The sequence below is a fragment of the Streptomyces globosus genome, from assembly GCF_003325375.1.
In the GTDB taxonomy this organism is placed as follows: Bacteria; Actinomycetota; Actinomycetes; order Streptomycetales; family Streptomycetaceae; genus Streptomyces; species Streptomyces globosus_A.
Map to the genome: position 1 here is coordinate 246,969 of NZ_CP030864.1, position 23,936 is coordinate 270,904.

Below are 23,936 nucleotides of genomic sequence, written 5' to 3' on the forward strand. Positions count from 1 at the left end.
ATAGTGGAACTGTCCACTAGCTAATCAAGTGCAAAAATGAGCCGGGAGAAGGAAGAGCGATGCGTATCTCGGAGCTGAGCCGCCGCAGCGGGGTGCCGATCACCACCATCAAGTACTACCTCCGCGAGGGACTGCTGCATCCCGGACGCGCGACCGCCCCGAACCAGGCCGAGTACGACGATTCGCACGTACGGCGGCTCCGGCTGGTCCGGGCCCTGGTCGGGGTGCGCGGGCTGAGCGTGGGCGCCGCCAAGGAGGTCCTCGGCGGCGTGTACGAGCGGGAGGGCGACCCCCACCGCGTCCTCGGCCTCGTCCTCGGAGCCACCGCCGACGCGGCGGACACCGGGGACGCGGCCGGGGGCGCGGCGAGCCCCCGCATGTCCGAGGTCGACGCCCTGCTGGACGCCCTCGGCTGGCAGGTGTCCGAGGACGCCTCCGGCAAGGCGGTCGTCGCCCGGACCCTCGACACCCTCGCCGAGCTCGGCACGGACTACGACTGGAAGCGGCTCGTCCCCTACGGCGAGCTCGCCGCGCGGATCGCCGCCGTCGACCTCGACGGGATCGAGGGGATCCGGGACCCGCTCGAAATGGCCGAGCGGGCCCTGGTGCTGACGGTCCTGCTGGAGCCGGCCCTCATGGCGCTGCGCCGGCTCGCCCAGGAGCACCAGTCCGCGGTCCGCCGGGGCGCCGGGCCCGAGGGCCCGGACGCTCCCGGCGCGCCCGCGGGCGGTGTCAGCCCTCCGCCTGCTCCCTGAGCTCCTTCAGGAGCTGGGCCGCGGCCTCGGCGCCCGAGGAGAAGCCCGCCTCGTGCGAGCCGATCTGGTCCCAGCCCAGCTTCCGGGAGTGGAAGTAGGAGCCGGCCAGCTTCAGCCGCGTCCCCTCGTTGACGTTGTATATGTCCGCCTGGAGGTTGCGGACGTTGATGTCGATGATCGGGTGCGTGTACGGGAACTCCGCGATCACCGACTCCGGGTCCACCTCCAGCGGGTAGTCCAGCGTCACGAAGTAGTCCTTCTCCGCGGTGAAGCCGTGCAGCTTGTTCATGTAGTACGCCACGTACTGCTTCGCCTCGCCGCCCGCCACGACCTGCCCGTAGTTCCAGGCCTCCCAGCGCTCCCTCGTCGCCGGCATCACCGACGCGTCCGTGTGCAGCACCACCCGCGAGGAGCTGTAGCGCACCGGCCCCAGCACCTCCTTCTGGCGGGCCGTCGGGTTCTCCAGCAGCGCCAGCGCCTCGTCCGCGTGCGTGCCCACGACGACGTAGTCGAACGTCTCGCTGCCCCGGGCCGTCGTCACCGTGACGCCGTCCGCCTCCTGCCGGATCGACGTCGCCGGCTCCGCCACCCGCAGGTCGCCGCCGATCGCGGCGACCGCCTTGCGCACGTACGAGATCGAGCCGCCGCCGACCGTCCGCCAGTCGACCTTGCGGCCGCCGAGCCCGCCCTCGTCGTGCCCCAGGTAGAAGGCGATCACCGTCGAGGCCGGGATCTCCCAGATCAGCTCCGCCGGCACCGACCACACCGCCGAGCACAGCAGGATCACGTACGAGTAGCGGAACGCCTCGCTGTAGCCGCCCCGGTCGAGGTACTCGCCCAGCGGGATGTCCGCCTTCTTGCGCAGGAAGTCGCGGCGGCCCTCCTCGTGGAAGCGGCGCGCCTCCCGCCAGATCGTGACGAACTCCTCCGAGTAGCGGCCGACGACCTCCTCCTCCGACAGGTCCAGCTCGCGCGTGCCGTACTCCAGCCCGCTGTCCAGGTCGAAGAAGTTGAAGCCGCCCAGGTGCTCCACCGCCTCCACGCCCAGCTCCTCGAAGAAGCCGAACAGGTTCGGGTAGGCCGGCCGGTTGAAGACCACGAAAGCGGTGTCGATGCCGAGGATGCGGCCGTCGTCCTCCACCTCCACGGTGTTGGCGTGCCCGCCGAGCCGGTCCTCCCGCTCGAACACGGTGATCTGCGCGTGCCCGCGCAGGTGGTAGGCAGCGGAGATCCCGGCGACGCCGGCGCCGACGATCGCGACGCGGGGAGTGGGATTCTGCGACATGGAAACGTCCTTCACAGTCGTTGCGGCGATGTCAGATGCGGGCGGCGGAGGAGTCGGAGGTCCGCTTGGCGAGCGGGAACTGCCAGAGCGAGAACAGCCGGTCCTCCCGGTGCAGATGCCGCAGCACCTGCATCACGTCGTCGACCACGGACTGGTCCGTGACCGCTTCGTGCGGGTACAACTCCCTGCGTACGCGCTCCAACTGGAGCAGCAGTAGAGCGGGATTGGGGAGCGGGGCCTCGAATACCCCCTGCGAGTGAACGTACGACAGCACGACCGCCGCCGCCGCGTGCACCAGGCAGTACTCCTTGGCCAGGTCGAACAGCTCCGGCGACTGCGCGTACGCCCGGCCCAGCCGCGCCTTCAGGTCCCGCGCCCGCCCGTGCAGCGCGCCCGCGCGCCCCACCAGCTCCTCCGCGGTGTCCGCCGCGGCCAGCAGCCGCTCCCGGTCCGTGCCCGCGGCCCGCTCCGCGAGCTCCCGCAGCCGGCGGATCCCGTCCGGCGCGGCCAGCACCGCGTCGTCCAGGCCGCCGCGGCTGAACAGCTCCTGCTTCCACGGCGCGTACGGCGGCAGCTCCGCGTCCATCCCGAACAGCGTCGCGGCGCGCTCCTCGGCCACCGCCACGGCCGCCGGGTCCGGGTCGGCCGCCGACGCCAGCAGGCTGCCCAGCTGGTGGCCCAGGTTGCGCAGGTTCACCACCGTGTTGCCGTCGGCGATGTCGGTGATCAGGATGTCGCGGACCATCTTCTGGTGCATGCCGTAGTGCGGGTGGTCGCGGACGAACGTCCGCGCGCCCAGCACCACCGTCAGCTGCGACAGCGTCCGCTGCAGTTTCGTCGGCACCAGGTACTTCACCACCGACGACCACACGCTGACCTGCTCCGGGGCCGCCTGCAGGCTGCGCGTCGCCCCCAGGAACACCGCGTCCGCCAGCATCAGGTCCGCGAACGCCTCCGCCAGCTGGCGCCGCGTGTACGGGACGTCCGCGACGGTGTCGCCCAGCAGCACCCGGTTCTCCGCGAAGTCCACCGCCAGGCGCAGGCTCGTGTCCACCGCGGCCAGCGCCAGGTGCATCAGCACCACGCGGGCCGTCTGGCTCGCCTTCAGGGCGATCTCCAGACCCTCCCCGCGGCGCCCCAGCATCGCCGAGTCCGGGACGAACGTCCCGTCGAAGCGGACCCCGCTGAGGTCCAGCGCCCGCACCCCGTACAGGTTCTCGAACGGCGTGTCCTCGACCGTGCCCGGCTCCGCCAGCCACTTGTCCACCACGAACAGCGAGTACGCGGCCGGGCCCGGCCGCTCCCCGGTCCGCGCGAAGACGACCATCTTGTCGGCGACCGTCGCATTGCCGATCGGCCACTTCTCGCCGTACAGCCGCCAGCCGCCCTCGACCCGCTCGGCCCGCACCTCGTTCGCCACCAGGTCGCTGCCGTGCACCCGCTCCGACAGGCCCCAGGACATCGAGCTGCCCCGCCGCATGTCCGCGATCAGCGAGCGCTTCTGCTCCTCCGTGCCCGTGATCCACGCCGGCATGAAGCTGAGGTTGTTGAGCGCCGTGCCGACCGCGGTCGACGGGTCGCGGCGCGCCACCAGGCGCATCAGGTTGACGCCGGTCTCCACGTTGCCCGCGAGGCCGCCCTGCTCGGCCGGCAGGCCCCGCAGGTGCGCGCCCCACCGGCGCAGCAGGTTCACGTAGTGCACCGGATAGGCGCCGCTCTCGTCGAACTCCAGCACCCCGGCGAACGGCATCCGGCTGTCCGGGTCGTGCGGGTCGCCGAGGTACTCCTCGAGCTCCGCGGCCAGCGCGGTCAGATCGGACTTGGACATCAGGACTCTTCCCGTCGGTTCGAGGCCAGCCGCACCGGCAGCGCGGTGAACAGCAGGCCGGACTCCCGCATGGCCAGCGCCGCGTCGAGCGCCGGCTCCAGCACCGCGCCCCGCCGCCGCGGGTCGCTGCCGTCGGCGCGGGCCAGCAGATAGCCGACGACCGCGCCCAGCCAGCCGGCCGAGCCGGGCTCCGTCCCGTACAGGGAGCGGTCCCGGTTGGCCCGCCACAGGTGGACCGCGCAGCCCGCCGCGTGCAGCCACGCGTACCGCTCGGCCGCGTCCACCAGCGCGTTCGGGTCGGCGCCCGGCCCGCGGGCCGCGCGGATCAGCCCGCCCAGCCCCGCCACCGCGCCCGCCAGCTCCTCCACCAGCGCCGCGACCGGTGCGGCGGACGCGTCCGCCGCCAGGGCCGCCGCCACCTCCGCGGCCGCCCCGGGCAGGGCCGCCAGGACCGGGTCGGCGCCCCGCGCGAACATGTCGAGCCGGCCCGGCTCGTACGCCGGCAGCGCGGCATCCAGGGCGAACACCGCGGACAGCGCCCCCGGATCGGCCGCCGCGGCCCCGCCCTCGGTGAGGGTGGGCACCTGGCCGGCGTACGACTTCAGGTTCGCCAGGGTGCTCGCGTCGATCACCCGGACCACCGCCGTGTCCCGCTGGAGCTTCTGGAACAGCCCCGCGCCGCCCTCGCCCTCCCGCAGCACCGAGCGGGTGGCGAGCACCGCGCCCGCCCGCCGCACCAGCTCCTCGCAGGACTCCGCCACCACGTGCTTGGCCGCCGGAGCCCACACCGAGAACGCCTCCGGCACCACGTGCACGCCGCGGGCCGCGGTCAGCGCCGACACGTCCGCCGCGAGCAGCGCCGCCGCGGCGACCGACAGCTCGCGCCGCGGCCACGGCGACGCCGCCAGCACCGCCCTGCCGACCTTCCGCACGGCCGCGAAGTCCAGGGCGATGCGGACGGCGCTGTCCGCGATGCCCAGGCTGCCGGCCATGCTCATCAGGCGGACCGCCTGCTGCGCCTTGACGGCTGCCTCCAGGCCCTCGCCCTCCCGGCCGACGCGCGCCCCGTCCGGCACCCGCAGGCCCGTGAACCGCAGCCGCGCCAGGTCGATGCCGCGCATCCCGTTCGTCGCGGCCGCCGGCAGCCGCTCCAGCTGCCCCGCCGGCACGTCCCGCAGGTCCAGCAGGACCGCCGAGAACGCGCCGGGACCGCGGGCCCCGGTGCGGGCGACCACGTACACCGCCTCGCACCGCAGGCCCAGCCCGACCATCCACTTCTCGCCGTCCAGCACGCCGTCCGCGCTCAGCGCGACCTCGTTGGCCAGCAGGTCGCTGCCGTGCGCCGACTCGGTGAGCGCGAAGCCCACCGCGCCGCCGCCGCGCAGGACCTCCGCGGCGAGCTGCTGCTGCTCCACGCTGCCGTGCAGCTGCAGGCAGGTCGCCGCGATGATGCTGAACATCGTGCCGGGCATGATGTTCACGTCCCGGCGGGCCGCCGACCGCACCAGCGTCAGGCTGCGGTCGAAGGCCTCGAACGTGCCGCCCCACTCCTTGGGCAGGTAGTTCAGGTGGAACCCGGCCCGCGCCAGCTCCGCGCAGAACTCCGCCGGGAACGCGTCCCGCTCGTCGCGGCCGACGGCCGCCGCGAACCCGTACGGATTCGCGTCGTCCGCCGGGTCGCCCAGCAGCGCCTCCAGCTCCTCCGCGTCGCGCACGCTCACGGCATCCCCGCCGAGGTCTCCAGCGGCACCGGCCGGTAGTCCGCGGCGGACGCCGGGACGTGCACGCCCGCGTTGCGCAGCTGGTTCAGCCGGGTGTGGAAGGCGGCGCCCCGCATCAGGTGGTGGGCCACCTCGGCGACCCGGCGGTTGCCGGGCGTCTTGAGGTAGCTGCCGGTCACCCAGTCGTTGAAGCTGCCCATGGCCGGCCCGCACCACACCTGGTAGTCCATGGCGCGGTCCGCGTCGCCGACGACCGCCCACCGCGAGGCCATGCCCAGGTACCAGCGGAACACCAGGGCCATCTTCCGCTTCGGGCTGTCGGCCGCGCGGGCCAGCTGCTCGGGGTCGCGGCGGCTGAAGTACTTCACGCACTCCTGCCAGACGTCCTCCAGCGGCCGCCGGAACACCTGCGACTCCAGCTTCGCCCGGTCGGCGGCCGGGATGTCCTCCAGGCCGTCGTACGCCTGGTACAGCTCGTACAGGCGGCGGGCGCGCATCGGGAAGAACGTGCCCTTCTTCAGGACCTGGAGGTCCACGCCCATCTCGAACATGTCGGCCGCCGGGGCCATCTCGCAGTCCGCGATGCCCGCCTCGGCGAGCATCGCCTTGGCGGCGGTGGAGGCGCCCGACTCCAGGCAGGACTGGTTCACCGAGCCGGTCACCGCGTACGCGGCGCCCATCGCGAAGGCGGCCGCCACCGCGACGGGCGTGCCCAGGCCGCCGCCGGCGCCGACCCGGATCGGGACGGCGTACCGGTACTCGCGCTGGACGTGGTCGCGCAGCCGCAGGATCGTCGGCAGCAGTGCGGGCAGCGGCCGGCGGTCGGTGTGGCCGCCGGAGTCGGCCTCGACGGTGATGTCGTCGGCCAGCGGCAGATGGCGGGCCAGCTCGGCCTGCTCCGCCGTCACCAGCCCCTGCTCCAGCAGGGCCGCGACCAGCGCGGCCGGCGCCGGGCGCATGAACCGCTCGGCGGTCTCCGGCCGGCTGATCTTGGCGATCAGCCGGTTGTCGGCGGCGATGCGGCCGTCCTCGTCCCGGCGCAGCCCTGCCAGCCGGTAGCGCACCACGTGCGGGGTGAGGTCCATGTACGCCGACGCCTCGACGCAGCGCACCCCGTGCCGCAGGAACAGCTCGACGGCCTCCCGCTCCAGCCGGTCCTCGCTCGGGCTGTGGATCAGGTTCACCGCGAACGGCAGGCCGGGGATCTCCGCGGCGAACCGGGCCAGCGCCGCCTCGATGTGCTCGGGCAGCAGGCCGGCCGCGCCGAAGGAGGCGAGGAACCCCTCCCGGGCGAGGGCGACCACCATGTCGGCGGAGGCGATCCCGCCCGCCATGGCGCCCGCCATGTACGCGTACCTCACCCCGTGAGCGGCGCGGAAGGCGGCCGAGCCCAGCCGCTCCGGCGGGAGCGGCTGCGCGGCGGCCAGCAGGGGCAGGCCGTCGCCGTCGGCGGTCGCGAAACCGCCGGCCGCGGCGCCGATGCCCTCACGGGTGACGGTGATGAAACACGGGTGGTCCAGATCGGCCAGCACCTGGTAGATCCCGGCGGGGTCGATGCTCGGGTTGCGCTCTCCGTACCACCGGAGAGGGGTCTCGAGAGTGTCCATGGGGAAACGAAGCTCCTTGGGCTCAGCTGTCGGGCCGTCAGGCCTCGGTGGAACGGACCTCGATGGCCACGTCGGTGAGTTCGTAGATGCGCAGTCCCGGCTTCGACAGCTCGGCGTCGGCGATGACCAGCAGGCGCCCCTCCTCGCGGCGCACCTCCTTGACGTGCACGTCGAAGGAGAGCTCCTTGTCGTGGCGCAGGATCTGGCCGCGGTACTTCCAGGACATCTCCACCCCGGTCGCCATCGCGAAGCGCGGTCGCTCGAAGCCCTCGGCGAGGTTCTCCTCGATCACGTACAGGCGCATCGCCTGGAGGATCGCCTCGACGCCGAGCGAGCCGGGCATCACGGGGTCGCGGTGGAAGTGGCAGTCGAAGTACCACTCGTCGGGGCGGATCGCCCGGTGGCCGTGCAGGTAGCCGCGGCCGTGCCGGCCGCCGCCCTCGACCAGGTCCACCCGGTCGACGAGCGCGAACCGGCCGCCGGGCAGGTGCAGGTGGCCGCCGGACGGGTCGGTGAAGGCGGGCGCGCCCTCGGGGAGCTCGATGCGGCGGACCTTCGCCGGGTCGACCTCGTTCGTCTCGATCCAGGGGGCCACGTACGTGCCGTTGTCCAGGCCCACCTGGTTGGCCAGGGCGGCGTCGCTGAAGTAGCCGAACAGCGACTCGCCCGTGTAGAAGACCTCGCCGTCGGCCGACAGCTCGTAGGAGAAGTTCTGCAGGACGGCGCCCGTGACGGCGCTGGTCATCAGGAGCCTGGAGTGGTGGCGGATGGTCTTGCCCCGCAGGTCGATGTCCTTGACCAGGGTGGCGCGGCCGTCCAGGTTGCGGATGGCGTACTGCTCGTCGGTGTTCTTCAGGGTGGCGCCGAGGTAGTAGCCGAGGAAGATCGCCGCCTGGAGCGAGCTCTCCATGTAGACGGCGTTCGGCATGTGCGGGTACGCGTTCTCCTCGTAGTACCAGGCGTCGGCGGGGGAGTCGTACTCGGTCACCATCTCCGAGCCGGGGCCCAGGTCGCCGCGGGTGCCCTTGAGGGACATGACGCGGTCGACGAACTGGAACGCGCCGTTCGGGATGTACGGGGCCCGGCTCGTGCGGTAGACCTCGAACTCCGGGCCCATCGCGATGTCCAGGTCGCCCTTCGCGGCGTGCGCCAGGTGCATCTCGTTGATCATGGCGGCCTCGCCGCTGCGGTTGCGGCGGCCCAGGAACTGCGGGATGCCGCCGGCCTCCGGGCGGTAGGGGGTGCCCGGCTTCTCGCGGACCTGGAGGCCGAGGTTCTTCATCCGGATGACCGGCAGGTCCCCTATGTAGATCAGCACGTCCGCGATGACCGTGGCGCGCGGCAGGAGCGTCAGCTCCATGACCTCGACCTCGTAGCGGATCTGCGTGTGCTTCTGCGTGATCTGGCCGCGGACCTGGACCTCGATCGGGGTGTCCGTGACGCACTGGAAGGCGGCGTCCGGGAGGGTCAGGTGCATGCCCTGGTGCAGGAGGTAGATCTGCAGGAGCTGGACGGCGCCCTCGGCGACGAGGGAGCCGGCGAGCACCGGGTCGTCCGGGAAGTGGCACTCGAAGTACCAGGCGTCGGGCTGCAGGTTCTTCACCGCGCTGAGCGTGCCGAGGCCGCGGGGGCCGCCCTTGCGGTCGATCGTGACCTCGTCGACCATGCGGAGCTTCTCGACGGGCAGCCGCAGGGCCGGGTTGATGCCCGGGTCCTGGGCGTGGTCGGGGCCGAACACGTCGCCGGGGCGGCCCTGGGCGAGCAGTTCCAGGTCCTCGGCGGTGAGGTGGTTCTTGTCGGTGTAGGCGAGCGGCTTGAAGTACCCCTTGGGCAGGGCGGCCCGCTCGGCCTTCTCCTTGTCGGTCATGACCACGCCGATCGGGGTCTCCAGCTCGGCGGCGCTGAAGAAGCCGGCGCAGGCGTTGTGCAGCTCCAGGATGAGCTCGCCGTCGGCGTAGCACTTGTAGCTGAAGAAGAAGAGCGTGGTGTCGCCGTTGTGCACGAACCGGTCGATGGAGATGTCGTACTTGAGGGTCTGGCCGACGCGCGGCAGGTTCCCGCGGAAGACCAGCGTGCTGTCGAGGAGCCGGTAGACCCGCTCGCCCTTGTTGCGGAAGTCGATGCCGAGGTAGCTGACCAGCAGCAGGTCGCACTGGCCGGCCTCGACGGTGACGGCCGGCGGCACGCCCCCGTCGACGGCGTACCAGGCGTCCTCGGGGACGTCGTACTCCGTGGTGATCTTCGCGGGCTTGAACTCGTGCGTGGTGCCGGACAGGGCGGTGACCCGGCTGACGAAGTGGTACGGCTCGGCGGGCAGCCGGACGCGCTGGGCGTAGCCGTCGATGACGCCGAACTCCGGGCCGAACACCTTGGCGACGCTGCCGACGGCGAACTCCATCAGGTCCGCTTCGTCCCAGATCACCCCGTCGGGCTTGGTGGCGGGGGCGGCCGGCGGCAGGACGGCGCTCGCCTCGACGACGCGCGGCGCGGACGGCTGCGGCGGGGCGGCCGGCGCGGGAGGCGCGGCGGGCGCGGGAGGCGCCGCGGGCAGCGCCGCCCGGGCGGGCGCGGCGGGTACGGCGGGCGCGGCGCTCACCGGGGGGACGCCCCCGGCGGTGGCCGGACCGCCCTCCAGCAGGGATTCCGCGCGGCTGAGCGCGGACTCCTGCAGGATGCGCTGGGTCTCCATCACCACCCCGTGGGTGGAGACCATCTGGCGGCGGATGTCGCGGACCAGGTCGGCGGCGGCCGCGGCCGCGTCGCCGGAGGCGGCGGAGGCCGGGGCCGCCTGGGCGGACCGGGACGGCGCGCGGCGGGCGCCCGCCCGGGCGGGCTCCGGCGCCGGCAGGAGGGAGCCCTGCCCGGCCGGGGCGCCCGGGGCCGCGGGTGCGGCGGGGGCGGCCGGCTCGGCGGCGGCGGGCTGCACGGCCGCGGGCACCGGGGGCGCCCACGGGAGGAAGGAGATCGGCTCGCCGTCGAAGGCGATGACCTCCGGATCGGCCAGGGTCGGGTCGGCAGGCATGAGGCGTGGGTCCTCCGGCGGTACGGACGGGACGGGTGCGGGTGTTGCCGCGGCCGACGCCGCGGCCGGAGCAGGGGCGCCCGGACGGGCAGGTCTGCCGGCGGCCGGGGCGGCCGTACCGGTGGAACGCGGCCCGGCGGCCGGGGCGGGCCCCGACCCGGCGGGCGCGGCACCGGTGCCTGCGGCACCGGTGCCTGCGGCACCGGTGCCGGCGGCGGACGGGGCCGAGGCGGACGATGCGGGGCTCGCGGCCGCCGGACCGGTGGGACCGTCGGCGGCAGCCGGGACGGAACGCCCGCCGCCGGTCGAGCCGGTCGGCGCAGACCCGCGCGCCGCAGGAGCCGTGGTGGCCCCGGCGGGCCCGGGGGCCGCGGTCCCCGGCGTGGCCGGTGCGGACCCGGCGAGCGGCCCGGCCGCGCCGGCCGCGGTGACGCCCGCGGCGACCCGCGACGGCACCGGGACGCCGCCGCCCACCCGGAAGCGGGAGTTGCGGGCCGCCAGCACCGGCGCCGGCTCGGCGGCGGGAGCCAGCAGCGGCTCCAGGTCGACGGCGAGGCCGTGCCCCACCAGCCGGGCGGCCAGCTGCGCCACCGACCGGGCGGCCGGCACGCCGCGCCGGTCCACCGGCACGGCGACGTGCGCCGCCCCGCCCAGGGTGTCCTTGACCCACCGCGAGCAGGTCGAGCTCGGCCCGACTTCCAGGAAGTAGCGGAACCCCCGGTCGTAGGCCCCGCGCACCAGCCGCGGGAAGTCGATCGTCGAGCGCAGCGTGTGCGCGATCCGGCGGCTGACCTCCGTGCGGTCCAGGTCCCGGATCGCCTCGTAGTCGTACGCGCTGAACAGCTCCAGGCCGCCCGTCGAGCCGGTCGGGTAGTCGTTCAGGCCGGCCAGCCCGTCCAGTTCGGCGTCGACCGCCGGGCAGTGCATCACCGCGTTGACGGGCGACCGGGCCGCCGGGCAGCCCAGTTCCGCGATCAGCGCCCGGCACTGCGCCGGATCACCCGCGACCACCAGCTCCTTCGGGGTGTTGACGTGCGTCAGGTACACGCGGTCGTAGCCGCGGGCCAGCGCCGCCCGGACGGTGTCCGCGTCGGTGAGCAGCACATGGCTCGCCCACACGTCCGCGTCCGGGGTGTCCTCGGGCAGGCCCCACAGCTCGCGCACGGTGCGCCGCGGCCCGCACAGCCGGTCGTGGAAGAGCGGCGTGTTGCTGATCAGGTCGTCGCGGCGGCCCTCCGGCAGCCAGCACTCCGTCGCGAACAGCATGCTCGACTCGCCGAGGCTGTAACCGAAGCCGCCGTGCGCGGTGATCCCGAGGACGCCGCGGACCAGGTCCGTGTACAGCATCGCGAAGCTGGTGCCGGTCGCCAGCATGAACGGGATGTCCTCGCCCAGCGAGGCCTCCAGCTCCATCAGCTCCCGCCGGCTCGGGGCCGCCTGCGTCCGCGGGTACAGGGCCGCGGCCCGCATCAGCCGGGCCGGCTCGTCCGCCTGCCCCTCGAACCGGTCCAGCAGCCCCGGGAACGCCCGGAAGAAGTCCTGGCCCAGCCCGGGGTAGGAGTTGAACGCCCCCGGGTAGACCAGTGCGACCCTGCCGTCGGGGCCGATCGGGGCGGCCGTCGAGAAGCTCCCCGCCGGCGTCGCCCACTCCCCGCCACCGGCGTGCACGCCCGGCAGGTCCCGTACGGCCAGCTCCAGTTGGGCCAGCAGCTCCTCCCGGTCCCGCCCGACGAGCACCGCGCGCACCGGCTTGCCGGCGAGCGTTCCGGCAGCCGCGCGGGCGAGCTCGTACGGGTCGCGGCCCTCGGCCAGCAGGTCCCGGTGCAGGGCGGCCAGCGTCAGCAGGTCGTCCGCCGAGTCCGCGGCCAGCGGCAGCAGCACCGGCCCTTCCGCGCGCCGCCAGTCCGCGGCGCTCACCGCGCCGCGCGTGGTGTCGGAGGACAGCACCATGTGGCCGTGGGCGCCGCTGCCGCCGAGGAAGCTGACCGCCGCGTACCGGCGGCTGTCCTTGCGGGTACGCAGCCACGGTTGGGAAGCGGTCGGCACATACAGCCCGGACGCCGCGAAGTCCTCCGCGAGGTCGCCGGCCGGGCGCTGCCAGCCGCGCGTGCCGGGCACGTAGCCGTGGTGCAGGCCCAGCACGGAGCGGATCAGCCCCGCCATGCCCGCCGCGCAGCCGGCGTCGCCGACCTGCGCCTTGGCGCTGCCCAGCGCGGCGCTCGCCGTGCCCGCCGGGTACACCGCGGCCAGTGCCGCGATCTCCGCCCGGTCCTGGGCGGCGGTGCCGCCCGCGTGCGCCTCGACGCAGCCGATGTCGGCGGCCGTGACGCCCGCCTCCTCCAGCGCGGCGGAGGCCGCCGCCGCGAACGCGTCCGCGTCCGCCTCCGGCAGCTCCCCGTCGACGGGGTCCGCGTACCGGATGGCGAGGGACTCCAGCCGCGCGTACACCCGCGCGCCCGGAGCGGCCCCGCCGGGACGGGTGACGACGACGGCGCCGGCGCCCTCGCCGATGCGGCGGCCCCGCCCGCCCTCGCCGAAGGTCAGGCCGGCCTCGGCCACCGCCTCCGGCGTCAGCAGCAGGTTCTCCGCCGAGCCCGCCAGGTCGACCGCACCGACCAGGACGGCCTCGATGCTGGGGTCGAGCAGCAGCAGCCGCGCCACCTCCAGCGCCTCGGCGGTGCCCGAGCCGTCCGCGGAGACCGTGAACGACGGGCCCGTCAGGTTCCACAGCGAGGAGATGCGGCTCGCCATCACGTTGCCGATGTAGCTGAGGACCTCGTTCGCGACGATCGGGTCGACGACCGCGTCCCGGCCGACCGCCGTCAGCGCGGACAGCACCTCCTCGTCGACGGGCACCCCGGCCCGCTCGAACTCGGCGCGCAGGAACTGCCCGAGCCGGTAGCGGGTCAGCCGCAGGTGGGTGGCCGGCTCCATCTCCATCGCGACGACCACCGCGACCCGGCGCGGCTCGGGCGCGGTCCGCCCGGCCGGCACCGCCCGGCTGTAGCCGGCGTCCAGCAGCGCCTCGTCGGCGACCTTCGTCGCCAGCGCGTGCTGGAGGTTGTACGTGCGCAGGTCCGTCGGCGGGATCTTCTGGTCGATCGGGTCGATGCCGACGCCGTCGACGAACGCACCGTGCGGCAGGGCGTCCGGCGACACCCCGGCCGCGGTCTCCAGGGAGCCGCCCCGGGTGCCGTCCAGGCCGCGCCAGCGCCGCTCGGGCAGCGGGACCAGGGCGTCCTCGCCGCCGTACACGGCCCGCTCGAACGCGCCGACGCCGTCCAGCGCCCCGAAGTGCGCGCCCAGGCCCACCACGTCGAGGGCGGGCAGCGCCGCCACCGGCTCCTCCGCCGGGGCCTCGCCGCCGGTGTGCTGCGACAGCACCACGTGCGCGTTCGTGCCGCCGAAGCCGAAAGCGGACACCGCGCCGCGGCGCGGCCCCGGACCGGACGGCCAGTCGCGGCCGGCGCGCACCAGGTTCGCGGAGCCGACCCGGCCGTCCCTGGAGGACACCGGCTGCTCGACGCCGATCGTCGGCGGGATGTGCCCGTTGCCCATCGCCAGGACGACCTTCAGCATGCTGCTGAGGCCGGCGACGGTCAGCAGGTGCCCGATGTTGCCCTTGACCGAGCCGATCAGCGGGGTCCGGCCGGCCGCGCCGAAGAACTCGGCGACCGAGCCGGCCTCGGTGGCGTCGCCGATCGGCGTCCCCGTCGCGTGGCACTCCAGGTAGTCGATCGTCGCCGGGTCCACGCCCGCCTGCGCGTACGCCAGTTCGTACGACTGGAGCTGGCCGCCGGACTGGGGGACGAGGAGGTGGCGGCCCGCGCCGTCGTTGGTCAGGCCGATCCCGTCGACGACCGCGTGGATGGTGTCGCCGTCGCGGAGCGCGTCCGCGAGCCGCTTCACGGCGACCATGCCCGCGCCCTGACCGGTCAGGATGCCGCCCGAGCGGTCGTCGAACGGCTGGCTGAACCCGTCCCGCGGGTAGGCCTGCAGGTCGGAGAACGACAGGTGGATGAGGGTGGGGTCGGGGGCGCACACGCCGCCCGCCAGCACCAGGTCGGCCTGCCCGGCCGCCAGGTGGTCGCAGGCCAGCTTGAGCGCGTACAGGGCGGAGGAGCAGGCCGCGTCGAGGGCGTAGCGGGGACCGCCCAGGCCCAGCGCGGCCGCGGCCACCCCGACGGGGGAGCCGCTGACCCGCAGGTCCTGCGGGTTCAGGGATGCCGCGTCGATCTGCAGGGCCTTGTCGGCGAGTGCGCCGAGCGCCGGGTGCCCGGCGTCGCGCAGGCCCTGGAGGACGGCCTCCTGCACCAGCGGCACGCTGACCTCGGCAGAGGCGAGGGTCGGGAAGGAGTAGTTGCCCAGGATCAGACCGGTGCGGGCGAGGACCTCCGGCCGGTCGGCGTGCCCGCTGTCCCGCAGCGCCTCCCGCGCCACGTGCAGCGACCAGTGGAAGATCCGGTCGAGGCCGGCGAGCTGCCCGGCGTCGAGGCGGTAGCCGGTCGGGTCGAAGGCGAAGTCGGTGATGAAGCCGCCCCGGCGGCAGTAGATCTCGTGCTGGGGGTCGGTGTCCCGGGGGTCGAGGGCGGGGCCGAAGACCTCCTCCCCGCCCTCCCTGCGGCTGTCCGTGCCGGAGCTGAGGTTCTGCCAGAACTCGGCAGGCGTCCCCGCTCCGGGGAACAGGCAGGAGAGGCCGACGATCGCGTACTTGCTCATGAGAGCTGTGGGGTCCCTTCTGAGGGGCGGCCGGCCCGGACGGGCGCACGGTGCGGGTACCGTCCGGGCCGACACGACCGCTTGCGTCGGATACGGAGCGGAATCAGCCGCTGGTGCCGTTCCGGGTGGCGAACTTCGCCGCCAGCTGCGGGGCGGAGACCACCGACACCTTGTCGAAGCGGGTCAGGACGCGTCCGTCGGGCGCACAGGCCGTGATGGTGAGCGAGGAGCTGGTGCCGTTGCTCGCCGCGGTCGGCTCCACCACGATCAGGAACGGCTCGCCGTCCGGCAGCGGGTGGTGCAGGTCGGCGCGGCCCACCGAGAGCGGCAGCCCCGACGTCCCGCGGAAGAGCTTCACCCACACCAGGCCCGCCTGGAGCAGCAGGTCGGCCGTGCCGGGCGCGTAGCGGGAGCCGCCGTAGGCGCCGCCGTCGGGCCGGTGCTCGGCCAGCGAGGCCTCCAGCACCAGCCGGGACTCCGCCTCGGCCAGGATCCGGCGCACCCCGCGCAGGGACGGGCCGTGGAAGAGCGTGCCGTCGGCGTACAGGAACCCGGCGTCCCGGCCGGTGCCCGCCGCCGGCAGCCCGGCCACCGCCGGCGCGTCGGCCGCCGCGCCCGTCTCGACCACCGCGCCGTAGTGCGGCCGCAGGCCGCCGTCGGCGCCGGTCGAGCGGATCGCCGCGCCCAGCGTGCCACCGGACGGGGTGAGGGTCAGGGAGATCCGGGCCGGCTCGGTGCCGTCGAAGACGATGCCCTTCTGGACGGTGAAGTCCCGGACCCGGTGCACCTCCTGGCCCGTCGTCCGCTCGGCCGCGCCGATCGCCCAGCCGAGGGCGACCGCCGCCGGCAGCACCGCCGCGTCACCGATCACGTGGTCCCCGATGACCGGGTCCCCGGCCAGCGCCTCCAGCGACCGCTCCACCGTCACCGGCGCACCGCTCGCCGGCCGCTCCGGCTCGGACAGCGGCGTCGTCGGCCCGAGGACGGTGACGACGTCGTCCGCACGGCCCGCCGAGAACTGCTCGGCGAACATCTTCGCCCCGGTCTCCACGGGGATCAGGACGATGCCCCGCTCCTCGAAGATCGCCTTGACCTGCGGGGAGACCATGCCGCTCTCCCACGCCCCCCAGTTCAGGGAGGTGATGTGGGCCTGCGGGTTGCGCTGCTTGAACGAAGACGCCCAGGCGTTCAGCACCTCGTTCGCCATCGCGTAGTCCGACTGGCCCTGGTTGCCGAAGAACCCGGCGACCGAGGAGAACAGCACCGCGTGGCGCAGCGCACCGGCGGGCAGGGCCGCGGCCACCGAGCGCAGCCCGGCCAGCTTCGGCGCGAAGACCCGCTCGATCTCCGAGGCCTTCTTGTTCGCGATCAGCTGGTCCGCCAGGACGCCCGCACCGTGCACCAGGCCGGTGACGCGCCCCCGGTACGGGGCGAGCGCGGCGGCCGTCGCGGCCGCGTCGGTGATGTCCGCGGCGAGGTACTCGACCTCGCTGCCCGCGGCCCGCACCTCCTCCAGCGTCGCCCGGATCTCGCGGGCGCCCACGACCGCACCGCTGAGCTGCTCCACCCTCTTCGGGGTCGGCTTCTCACCGGTCGCCTTCAGGTGCGCGGCCGCCGCGCCCTTCAGCGCGGACCCGGCCACGCCGCGCGCCCACTCCGGCTCGTCGGCCAGCGGGGTGCGGCCCAGCAGGAGCAGCCCCGGTCGGTACTGGCGGGCCAGTTCGACGACGCAGGCGGCGGTGATGCCGCGGCCGCCGCCCGTGACGACCAGCAGGTCGTCCGGGCCGAGCTGCGGGACGTCCGTGGCGGCGGCCCGCAGGGGCTGCTCGGCGACGGTGAGGCCGACACGGCGGGTGCCGTCGTGGCCGACCTGCACGGTGTCGGCGACGGCGTCGGACGCCTCGTCCACGACGAGGGCGGCGGCCGCCTGCGCGTCGAGCGACGGCGCCAGGTCCACGGCGCGGCAGAACACCGCCGGCGCCTCCACCGCGAGGGTCTTCACCAGGCCGGCGACACCGCCCGCCGGGACCTTCTCCTCGGGGACCCCGCCGAGGCCGAAGCGGCCGTCGAGCCGGGTGGCGGTGACGAACGCGGCGCGCCCGGAGGCGGCTGCGGTGCCGAGCGGCTCGACCGCGTGCTTGGCGACGAGGAGGGTGTGCGCCAGCCGGCGCACCCCGTCCGACCAGTCGCCGCCGTCGGCGGCGGACACGTCGACGACCAGGCTGACCCGGTCGGCCAGCACCGGCTCGATCCGCTCGGCGAGCTCGGTGACGCCCCAGCCGGACAGGGCGTGGTCGGTCACGCCGGTGATCCGCTCGGTGACCCCGGGAAGCCGCAGTACGTGCACGCGGCGGCCGGACCCGGAGAGCCGGGCGGCGACGGCCGAGGCCAGCTCGGAGCCGTCGTCGACGACGAGGGCGGCGCTGCCGTCCTCGTACGCGCCCACCAGCAGGTCCGGGGTGGGCAGGGCCGTCAGCGCGGCCTGCGCCCGGCCGATGCCCGCCTTGGGCTGCGGGGCAGTGCCCGCGGCGGCGGGTGCGGACGGGGCGGGGGCTCCGGTGGGGGCGGAGCTTCCGGCGATCAGCTGGACGATGTCGCGGAGGGTGCGGAGTTCGGCGAGCTGCTCGGGTCCGGCGGTGACGGTGGCGTCGGCGCGCTCTTGGAGGACGCCCATGATTTCGACGCGCTTGATGGAGTCGATGCCGAGGTCGGCTTCGATGTCCATGTCGAGGTCGAGCATGTCGGCCGGGTAGCCGGTCTTCTCGGAGACGACGGAGAGCAGGACGGCCTGCACGGCGCCCGCGTCGGGTCCGGAGGCCACCGGGGCGGCGGCCGGGGCAGCGGGAGCGGCGGAACCGGCGATCAGCTGGACGATGTCGCGGAGGGTGCGGAGTTCGGCGAGCTGCTCCGGACCGGCGGTGACGGTGGCTCCGGCGCGCTCTTGGAGGACGCCCATGATCTCGACGCGCTTGATGGAGTCGATGCCGAGGTCGGCTTCGATGTCCATGTCGAGGTCGAGCATGTCGGCCGGGTAGCCGGTCTTCTCGGAGACGACGGAGAGCAGGACGGCCTGCACGGCGCCCGCGTCGGGTCCGGAGGCCACGGGGGCGGCAGCCGGAGCGGCGGGGGCGGCGGGGGCGGCGGCCGCGGTGGGGGTCGCGGAACCGGCGATGATGCCCACGATGTCGCGGAGGGTGCGGAGTTCGGCGAGCTGCTCCGGACCGGCGGTGACGGTGGCTCCGGCGCGTTCCTGGAGGACGCCCATGATTTCGACGCGCTTGATGGAGTCGATGCCGAGGTCGGCTTCGATGTCCATGTCGAGGTCGAGCATGTCGGCCGGGTAGCCCGTCTTCTCCGAGACCACGGAGAGCAAGACCGCCTGGACGGCACCGGCGTCCGGGCCGGAGGCCGCTGCCGGAGCGGGGGCCGCTGCCGGAGCCGCCGCGGTCGAGCCGGCCATGATGCCGATGATGTCGCGGAGGGTGCGGAGTTCGGCGAGCTGCTCGGGTCCGGCGGTCACCGTGGCGCCGGCGCGCTCTTGGAGGACGCCCATGATCTCGACGCGCTTGATGGAGTCGATGCCGAGGTCGGCCTCGATGTCCATGTCGAGGTCGAGCATGTCCGCCGGGTAGCCCGTCTTCTCCGAGACCACCTCCAGCAGCACCGCCTCCACCGCGCCCGACGTGGGAGCGGCCGCAGGGGCAGGGGCCGCCGGGGCGGGGGCCGTCGCGGTCGAGCCGGCCATGATGCCGATGATGTCGCGGAGGGTGCGGAGTTCGGCGAGCTGCTCGGGTCCGGCGGTCACCGTGGCGCCGGCGCGTTCCTGGAGGACGCCCATGATCTCGACGCGCTTGATGGAGTCGATGCCGAGGTCGGCTTCGATGTCCATGTCGAGGTCGAGCATGTCGGCCGGGTAGCCCGTCTTCTCCGAGACCACCTCCAGCAGGACGTCCGCCACACCGGCACCGGCCGGGGCCGGGGCGGGCGCCGGGGCCGGGGCGGGCGCCGGGGCCGGGGCGGCCTTCGGCGCGGCGGGCTGCGGGGCGGCCGCGGGGGCAGTCGGCGCGGTCGGTGCGGCCACGGCCGCGGAGACCAGGACCGGGGCCGCGGCCGGGGCCTGCGGCGCGGGCGCCGCCGGGGCGGCGGGCGCGGGGGCCGGGGCGAGGGCGGCCGGGGCCGGGGCGGGTGCCACGGCGGGCCGGGCGGCCGGCGCGGACACCGGCGCCGGGGCGGCGCTGCGGACCGGGGCGCCGGCGGCGGCGCCGAGCTCCAGTCCGGCGAGGTCGCGCAGGATCTCGTTGGCCCGCAGGTGGCTGCGTCCGATGTCGAGCCCGTGCTCCTTGACGGCGTTGACCGCGTCGAGGACCTCGCTCAGCCGGCCCTGCTCGGCGGCGCGCTCCAGGAGCCCGGTCAGGCGCTCGGCGCTCTGCAGCTGGCCCGTCAGGTAGTCGTCGTGCAGGGAAAGGTGGTCGGCCACTAGATCGGCCAGGCGGTCGTTGTCCACGTGGGCTGTCTCCATGACGGCGGGTTCCGGGGCCGGCGTCGGCGCCGGGGCGGGTGCGGAGGCCGCGACCGGGGCGGGTGCGGGCCGGACGGCCACGGCCGTCGCGGTGGCGGCCGGTGCGGCGGCGGCGAGGGCGGCCGCGGCCGGGACCGGTGCCGGGGCGGACGCCGGCGTCTTCGCCGGGGCGGCCTGCGGCGCCGTGGCGGGGGCGGTCGGGGCGGTCGGGGCCTTCGCGGCGGCCGGCACCGGGGCCGCGGGCGCCGGGGCCGCGGGCGCCGGGGCGGCGGCCTTCGGCAGGGTCGGGACCGCGATGCGGTACCCGTTCTCGAGCGCGTCGCGGTACGCGGCCTTGCGCTCCGGCGAGACGTAGTTGATGCCGTTGAGGAGGATGGACATCCCCTTCTTCGGCGCCTGCTCCGCCTCCGCGGCGGGCCCGTACCGGTCCGCGGTCTCCAGCGGCAGGCCGAGTACCGCGAGCTGGGCCACGCCCTGCTTCAGCGCGGTGTCCGCGTCCTTGCCGGGACCGGCGTCGAGTGCGACGACGGTGTGCTCGCGCCCGCCGAGGATCCGGCCGACCAGCTTCGCCAGCACGTCCTTCGGGCCGAACTCGACGAACACCCGGAACCCGGCCTCGTACATCTCCTCCACGCGGGCGGCGAAGTCGACGGGGTTCAGCAGCTGCTCGGTCAGGATGCGCCGGTTCGCGGCGGTGTCCGCGCCGTACACGGCACCCCGCGTGTTCGCGAACACGGGTGCGGCGGGCGCGGCGACCTCGACCGCGTCGACGCTGCCGCGGAACGCCTCCACGGCGTGCCCGACGAACGGCGTGTGGAACGCCGCCGACACCGGCAGGCGGGAGGCCCGTACGCCGGCCTCCTTGGCGGCCGCGATCAGCTTCTCCACCTGGGCGGTCGCCCCGCCCACGACGATCTGGTCGGGCGCGTTGCGGTTGCAGACGACGACCCCGTCGACGGCGGCGAGCAGCTCGGCCACCCGCTCCTCCGGGGCGGACACCGCGGCCATGGCACCGGCCTCGAAGTTCTCCTCGGCCGGCGGGGACATCGCGTTGCCGCGGGCCCGGGCGAGCGTGAAGAACGCGTCGTCGCCGAAGGAGCCCGCCGCCCACAGGGCGGTCAGCTCGCCGAAGCTGTGGCCGAGGAACCCGTCCGCGGCGAAGCCCAGCTCGGACAGGTAGCGGTACTGGCCCGCGGACAGGGCGCCGATCGCCGGCTGCGCGTACGCGGTCGCCCGCAGCGCGGCCTCCTGCTCCTTGCGCGCGGCGTCGTCGAACGCGGGCGGCGGGAACGCGACCGCCGACAACGGTGCGGCCGCGCCCTCGAACTGCCGGTTCGCGGCGTCGAACGCGGCGCGCAGCGGCGGCAGCGCCATCACCGCGGTCCTGCCCGGGTTGACGTACTGGCTGCCCTGCCCGGAGAACAGGGCGCCGACCTTGCCGGCGGCGGCCGCGCGGCGGCGGAACCAGATGCCCTTCGGGTGCGACCAGGCCTCCTCCGCGGGCCGGGCGCGCAGCTGCCCGAGCGCGGTGTCGCGCAGCGCGGCGAGCTCGCCGGCGGTGCGGGCGACGAGCGCGATGCGGGCGCTGCCCTCGGGGACGGGCCCCGCGGTGGCGGGGGCGCCGCCGGCCAGCAGCTCGGTCAGCGCGGCCGTGTCGGGGGCGTGCCAGAGGTGGACGGCGGCCACCTGGTGGCCGGCGCGCAGGTCGTCGCCCTCGCCGTGCTCCTCCAGCACCATGTGGAAGTTGGTGCCGCCGAAGCCGAACGAGGAGATGGCCGCGCGGCGCTTGGGCCGTTCGGGGTGGCGGATCCAGGGTCGGGCCTCGGAGTTGACGTACAGCGGGCCGGCCCCCGGCTGCAGGGAGCTGCCCGGCTCCTGGACGTTGATCGTCGGGGGGAGCACCTTGTGGTGCAGGGCCATGGCCAGCTTGATCATGCCGGCGGCGCCGGCGGCGGCCTTGGTGTGGCCGATCTGCGACTTCACGCTGCCGACGGCCGCGTACGCCTTGGCGTCGGTGGCCTCGGCGAGGACGGAGGTGAGCGCCTTCAGCTCGGTGGCGTCGCCGACGGCGGTGCCGGTGCCGTGTGCCTCGAACAGCTCGACGCTGGCGGGGGAGCAGTCGGCGTCCTCGTACGCGCGGCGCAGCGCGACCATCTGGCCCTCTGCGCGCGGGGCGTAGATGGACTTGAAGCGGCCGTCGCTGGAGGTGCCCATGCCGCGCAGCACCGCGTAGATGCGGTTGCCGTCGCGTTCGGCGTCGGAGAGGCGGCGCAGGGCCAGCATGCCGATGCCCTCGCCGATCAGGGTGCCGTCGGCGTCCTTGTCGAAGGGGCGGATGTTCCCCGACTTCGACAGGGCCGGCGTCTTGCTGAAGCACAGGTACATGAAGATCGTGTTCTCGGCGTCGCAGCCGCCGACGAGCATGGTGTCGGAGCGGCGCTCCAGCAGCTCGCTGACGGCCGCGCGGACCGCGCCGAGCGAGCTGGCGCACGCGGCGTCGACGGTCATGTTGATGCCGCCGAGGTCGAGCCGGTTGGCGACCCGGCCGGCGACGACGTTGCCGAGCATGCCGGGGAAGGAGTTCTCCTCCCACGGGGCGTACGCGAGGCGGAACTTGGCGGCGATCTCCTCGGCGTCCCGGTCGGTGAGGCCGCAGCTGCGGACGACCTCCTTGATGACCGGGGTCTGGAGGCGGGCGGTCAGCGGCTGGGTGAGCTGGTTGGCGCCGGTGATGCCGAGGACGACGCCGGTGCGGGAGGCGTCGTACCAGGGCTGGTCGGCCCCGGCGTCCTTGAGCAGGTCGCGGGCGACGACGAGGCTGAGGAGCTGGAGGACGTCGGTGACCTCCAGCGTGTTCGGGGGCAGGCCGAACTCCAGCGGGTTGAACGGCACGTCCGGTATGAAGCCGCCGCGCCGGGAGTAGGTCTTGTCGGGTGCCGACGGGTCCGGGTCGTAGTGCTCGGAGAGGTCCCAGTGGGTGCCGGGCACGTCCTCGATGCAGTCGGCCGCCGCGACCACGTTGGACCAGAACTCGCGCAGGTCGGGCGACTTCGGGTACAGGGCGGAGAGGCCGACGATGGCGATCGGGTCTCGGGCCAGCCGGCGGTCCAGCTGGCTGTCCGACGGCGGAGTGACGGGCTGCGGAGAATTCACGACAGAGCTCTCAGGGTCTCGGGGCGATCGGCCGTGGGCCGGGGTCCGCCGGTCATCGTGGAGAAGGGCCTGCCAGGAGCGGGCGGCGGTCAGGCGGCGTGCACCAGCTGCGCGATCAGGGCGGCGGCGTCCGGGCGGCTGAGCATGGTGTAGTGGTCGCCGGGGCTGCGGTGCAGGGTGAGCCCGCGGGGGGCCAGCGGCTCCCAGCCGAGCGTCGGGTCGTCGGGGATCAGGCTGCCCTCGGCCGTGACGAGGACCAGCGGCACGCTCGACGGCACGGCCTCGTACGGGGTGGTGAGCCGGTTGTTGCGCAGCAGCCCGTCCACATACGTGTCGTACAGCTTGCGGAGCCCGAACACCGGGGTGCCGGCCTTCAGGGCGCCGGCGGCGACGGCGGCGTCCAGGACGGCCTCCAGGCCGCGGTCGACGTCCGCGCCGGCGAGCCGCTCCGGGTCCGGGGCCACCGGCAGGCCGCGCTTCGCCCCGAGGTACAGGGCGAACCAGCCGAGGAGCAGGGTGGGGTCCAGCTCCTCGTCGGACGGCTTGTACGCATCGGTGGGGGCGATGCTGTCCAGCAGGACGAGCCGGCGGGGCCGCTGCCCGGCCGGGAGCTGCTCGACGAGGGCCTGGGCGACGACGCCGCCGAAGGACCAGCCGGCCAGGGTGTACGGGCGGGCACCGCCGGCCGGGGAGCCGCCGGCGCGGGCGTCCTCGGCGCGGGCGCCGAGGAGCTCCGCGGCGAGCCGGCCGGCGAGGTCCTCGACGGTGGTCGCGGCGCGGCCGCCCGTCAGCGCGGCCTCCCAGTACTCGGGGAGCGCCGACAGGTCGAGGACGGTGAGCCCCGACCCGGCCGGCAGCGCCGCGGCGAGCGTCCGGTGCACCTCGGCGTCCAGCGCGCCGGGGTGCACCAGGTACACCGTGTCGGCCCCGGCCGCGGCGGTGCTCAGCCGGCGGACGGGCGCCGGAGTCCGGTCAGGACGCAGCCGCATGCCGTTCCTCGGCTCGGGTCTTGGACTCCTCCGCGATGAAGGCGGCCAGGTCCTTGATGGTGGGGTGGTACCACAGGGTGGTGGTGCCGAGTTCGAATCCGAGCCAGTTCTCCATTTCCCCGGCGAGGATCAGAGCCTCGGTGGAGTCGAGGTCGAGCTCGTCGAAGTAAAGCTCCGGCGACACCTCGCTCTGCTCCACACCGAGCTTGTGGGCGATCTTCTCGACAAGCCACTGCTGGGCTTCTGACGCCGTCACAACGAGCACGTTGGTTCCTCCCTGGTCCGTGAATTCCGGAAGACCCGGTCTGAAAGGGGGGCGAGGGCCGGCAATGGCCGTC

General features: G+C 74.7%; 9 protein-coding genes. 1 reads left to right on the forward strand and 8 read right to left on the reverse strand.

Going from position 1 to position 23,936, the window contains the following annotated elements:
• Positions 1-59: 59 nt before the first annotated feature.
• Positions 60-755 (forward strand): MerR family transcriptional regulator, encoded by a 696-nt coding sequence (locus tag C0216_RS32010; RefSeq protein ID WP_114059275.1) that lies wholly within the window; start codon positions 60-62, stop codon positions 753-755.
• Here the strand turns inward: C0216_RS32010 and C0216_RS32015 are convergent.
• The 8 genes from C0216_RS32015 to C0216_RS32050 form a co-directional block, all read right to left on the reverse strand.
• Entirely contained in the window at positions 733-2,040 is a 1,308-nt protein-coding gene (locus C0216_RS32015; RefSeq protein WP_114059276.1) for an NAD(P)/FAD-dependent oxidoreductase, read from the reverse strand. The genes C0216_RS32010 and C0216_RS32015 overlap by 23 nt on opposite strands.
• Before the next feature lie 31 nt (positions 2,041-2,071).
• Complete coding sequence (locus tag C0216_RS32020; protein WP_114059277.1) at positions 2,072-3,868, reverse strand: acyl-CoA dehydrogenase family protein; 1,797 nt, start codon at positions 3,866-3,868, stop codon at positions 2,072-2,074.
• Positions 3,868-5,589 carry an acyl-CoA dehydrogenase family protein gene (locus C0216_RS32025; RefSeq protein ID WP_114059278.1) on the reverse strand — a complete coding sequence of 574 codons (1,722 nt, stop codon included), beginning with the start codon at positions 5,587-5,589 and terminating at the stop codon, positions 3,868-3,870. Before C0216_RS32025 ends, C0216_RS32020 begins: the two co-directional genes overlap by 1 nt.
• Positions 5,586-7,196, reverse strand: a complete 1,611-nt coding sequence (locus C0216_RS32030) for a PfaD family polyunsaturated fatty acid/polyketide biosynthesis protein (RefSeq protein WP_114059279.1) — start codon at positions 7,194-7,196, stop codon at positions 5,586-5,588. Before C0216_RS32030 ends, C0216_RS32025 begins: the two co-directional genes overlap by 4 nt.
• Before the next feature lie 37 nt (positions 7,197-7,233).
• A complete protein-coding gene (locus C0216_RS32035) occupies positions 7,234-14,937 on the reverse strand; it encodes a beta-ketoacyl synthase N-terminal-like domain-containing protein (RefSeq protein ID WP_114059280.1) in 7,704 nt (2,567 codons plus the stop codon).
• 103 nt (positions 14,938-15,040) lie between these two features.
• Complete coding sequence (locus C0216_RS32040; RefSeq protein WP_114059281.1) at positions 15,041-22,609, reverse strand: type I polyketide synthase; 7,569 nt, start codon at positions 22,607-22,609, stop codon at positions 15,041-15,043.
• Between the two features lie 89 nt (positions 22,610-22,698).
• The gene (locus tag C0216_RS32045) at positions 22,699-23,598 is read right to left on the reverse strand and encodes a thioesterase domain-containing protein (protein ID WP_114059282.1); all 900 of its coding nucleotides are present in this window, start codon (positions 23,596-23,598) and stop codon (positions 22,699-22,701) included.
• Positions 23,582-23,863 carry an acyl carrier protein gene (locus tag C0216_RS32050; RefSeq protein WP_114059283.1) on the reverse strand — a complete coding sequence of 94 codons (282 nt, stop codon included), beginning with the start codon at positions 23,861-23,863 and terminating at the stop codon, positions 23,582-23,584. The genes C0216_RS32045 and C0216_RS32050 overlap by 17 nt, the downstream gene beginning before the upstream one ends.
• Positions 23,864-23,936: the final 73 nt, after the last annotated feature.

Coding starts and splice junctions, on each gene's coding strand:
- C0216_RS32010 (WP_114059275.1), top strand. CDS start 60: ATGCGTATCTCGGAGCTGAGCCGCCGCAGCGGGGTGCCGATCACCACC.
- C0216_RS32015 (WP_114059276.1), bottom strand. CDS start 2,040: ATGTCGCAGAATCCCACTCCCCGCGTCGCGATCGTCGGCGCCGGCGTC.
- C0216_RS32020 (WP_114059277.1), bottom strand. CDS start 3,868: ATGTCCAAGTCCGATCTGACCGCGCTGGCCGCGGAGCTCGAGGAGTAC.
- C0216_RS32030 (WP_114059279.1), bottom strand. CDS start 7,196: ATGGACACTCTCGAGACCCCTCTCCGGTGGTACGGAGAGCGCAACCCG.
- C0216_RS32035 (WP_114059280.1), bottom strand. CDS start 14,937: ATGAGCAAGTACGCGATCGTCGGCCTCTCCTGCCTGTTCCCCGGAGCG.
- C0216_RS32045 (WP_114059282.1), bottom strand. CDS start 23,598: ATGCGGCTGCGTCCTGACCGGACTCCGGCGCCCGTCCGCCGGCTGAGC.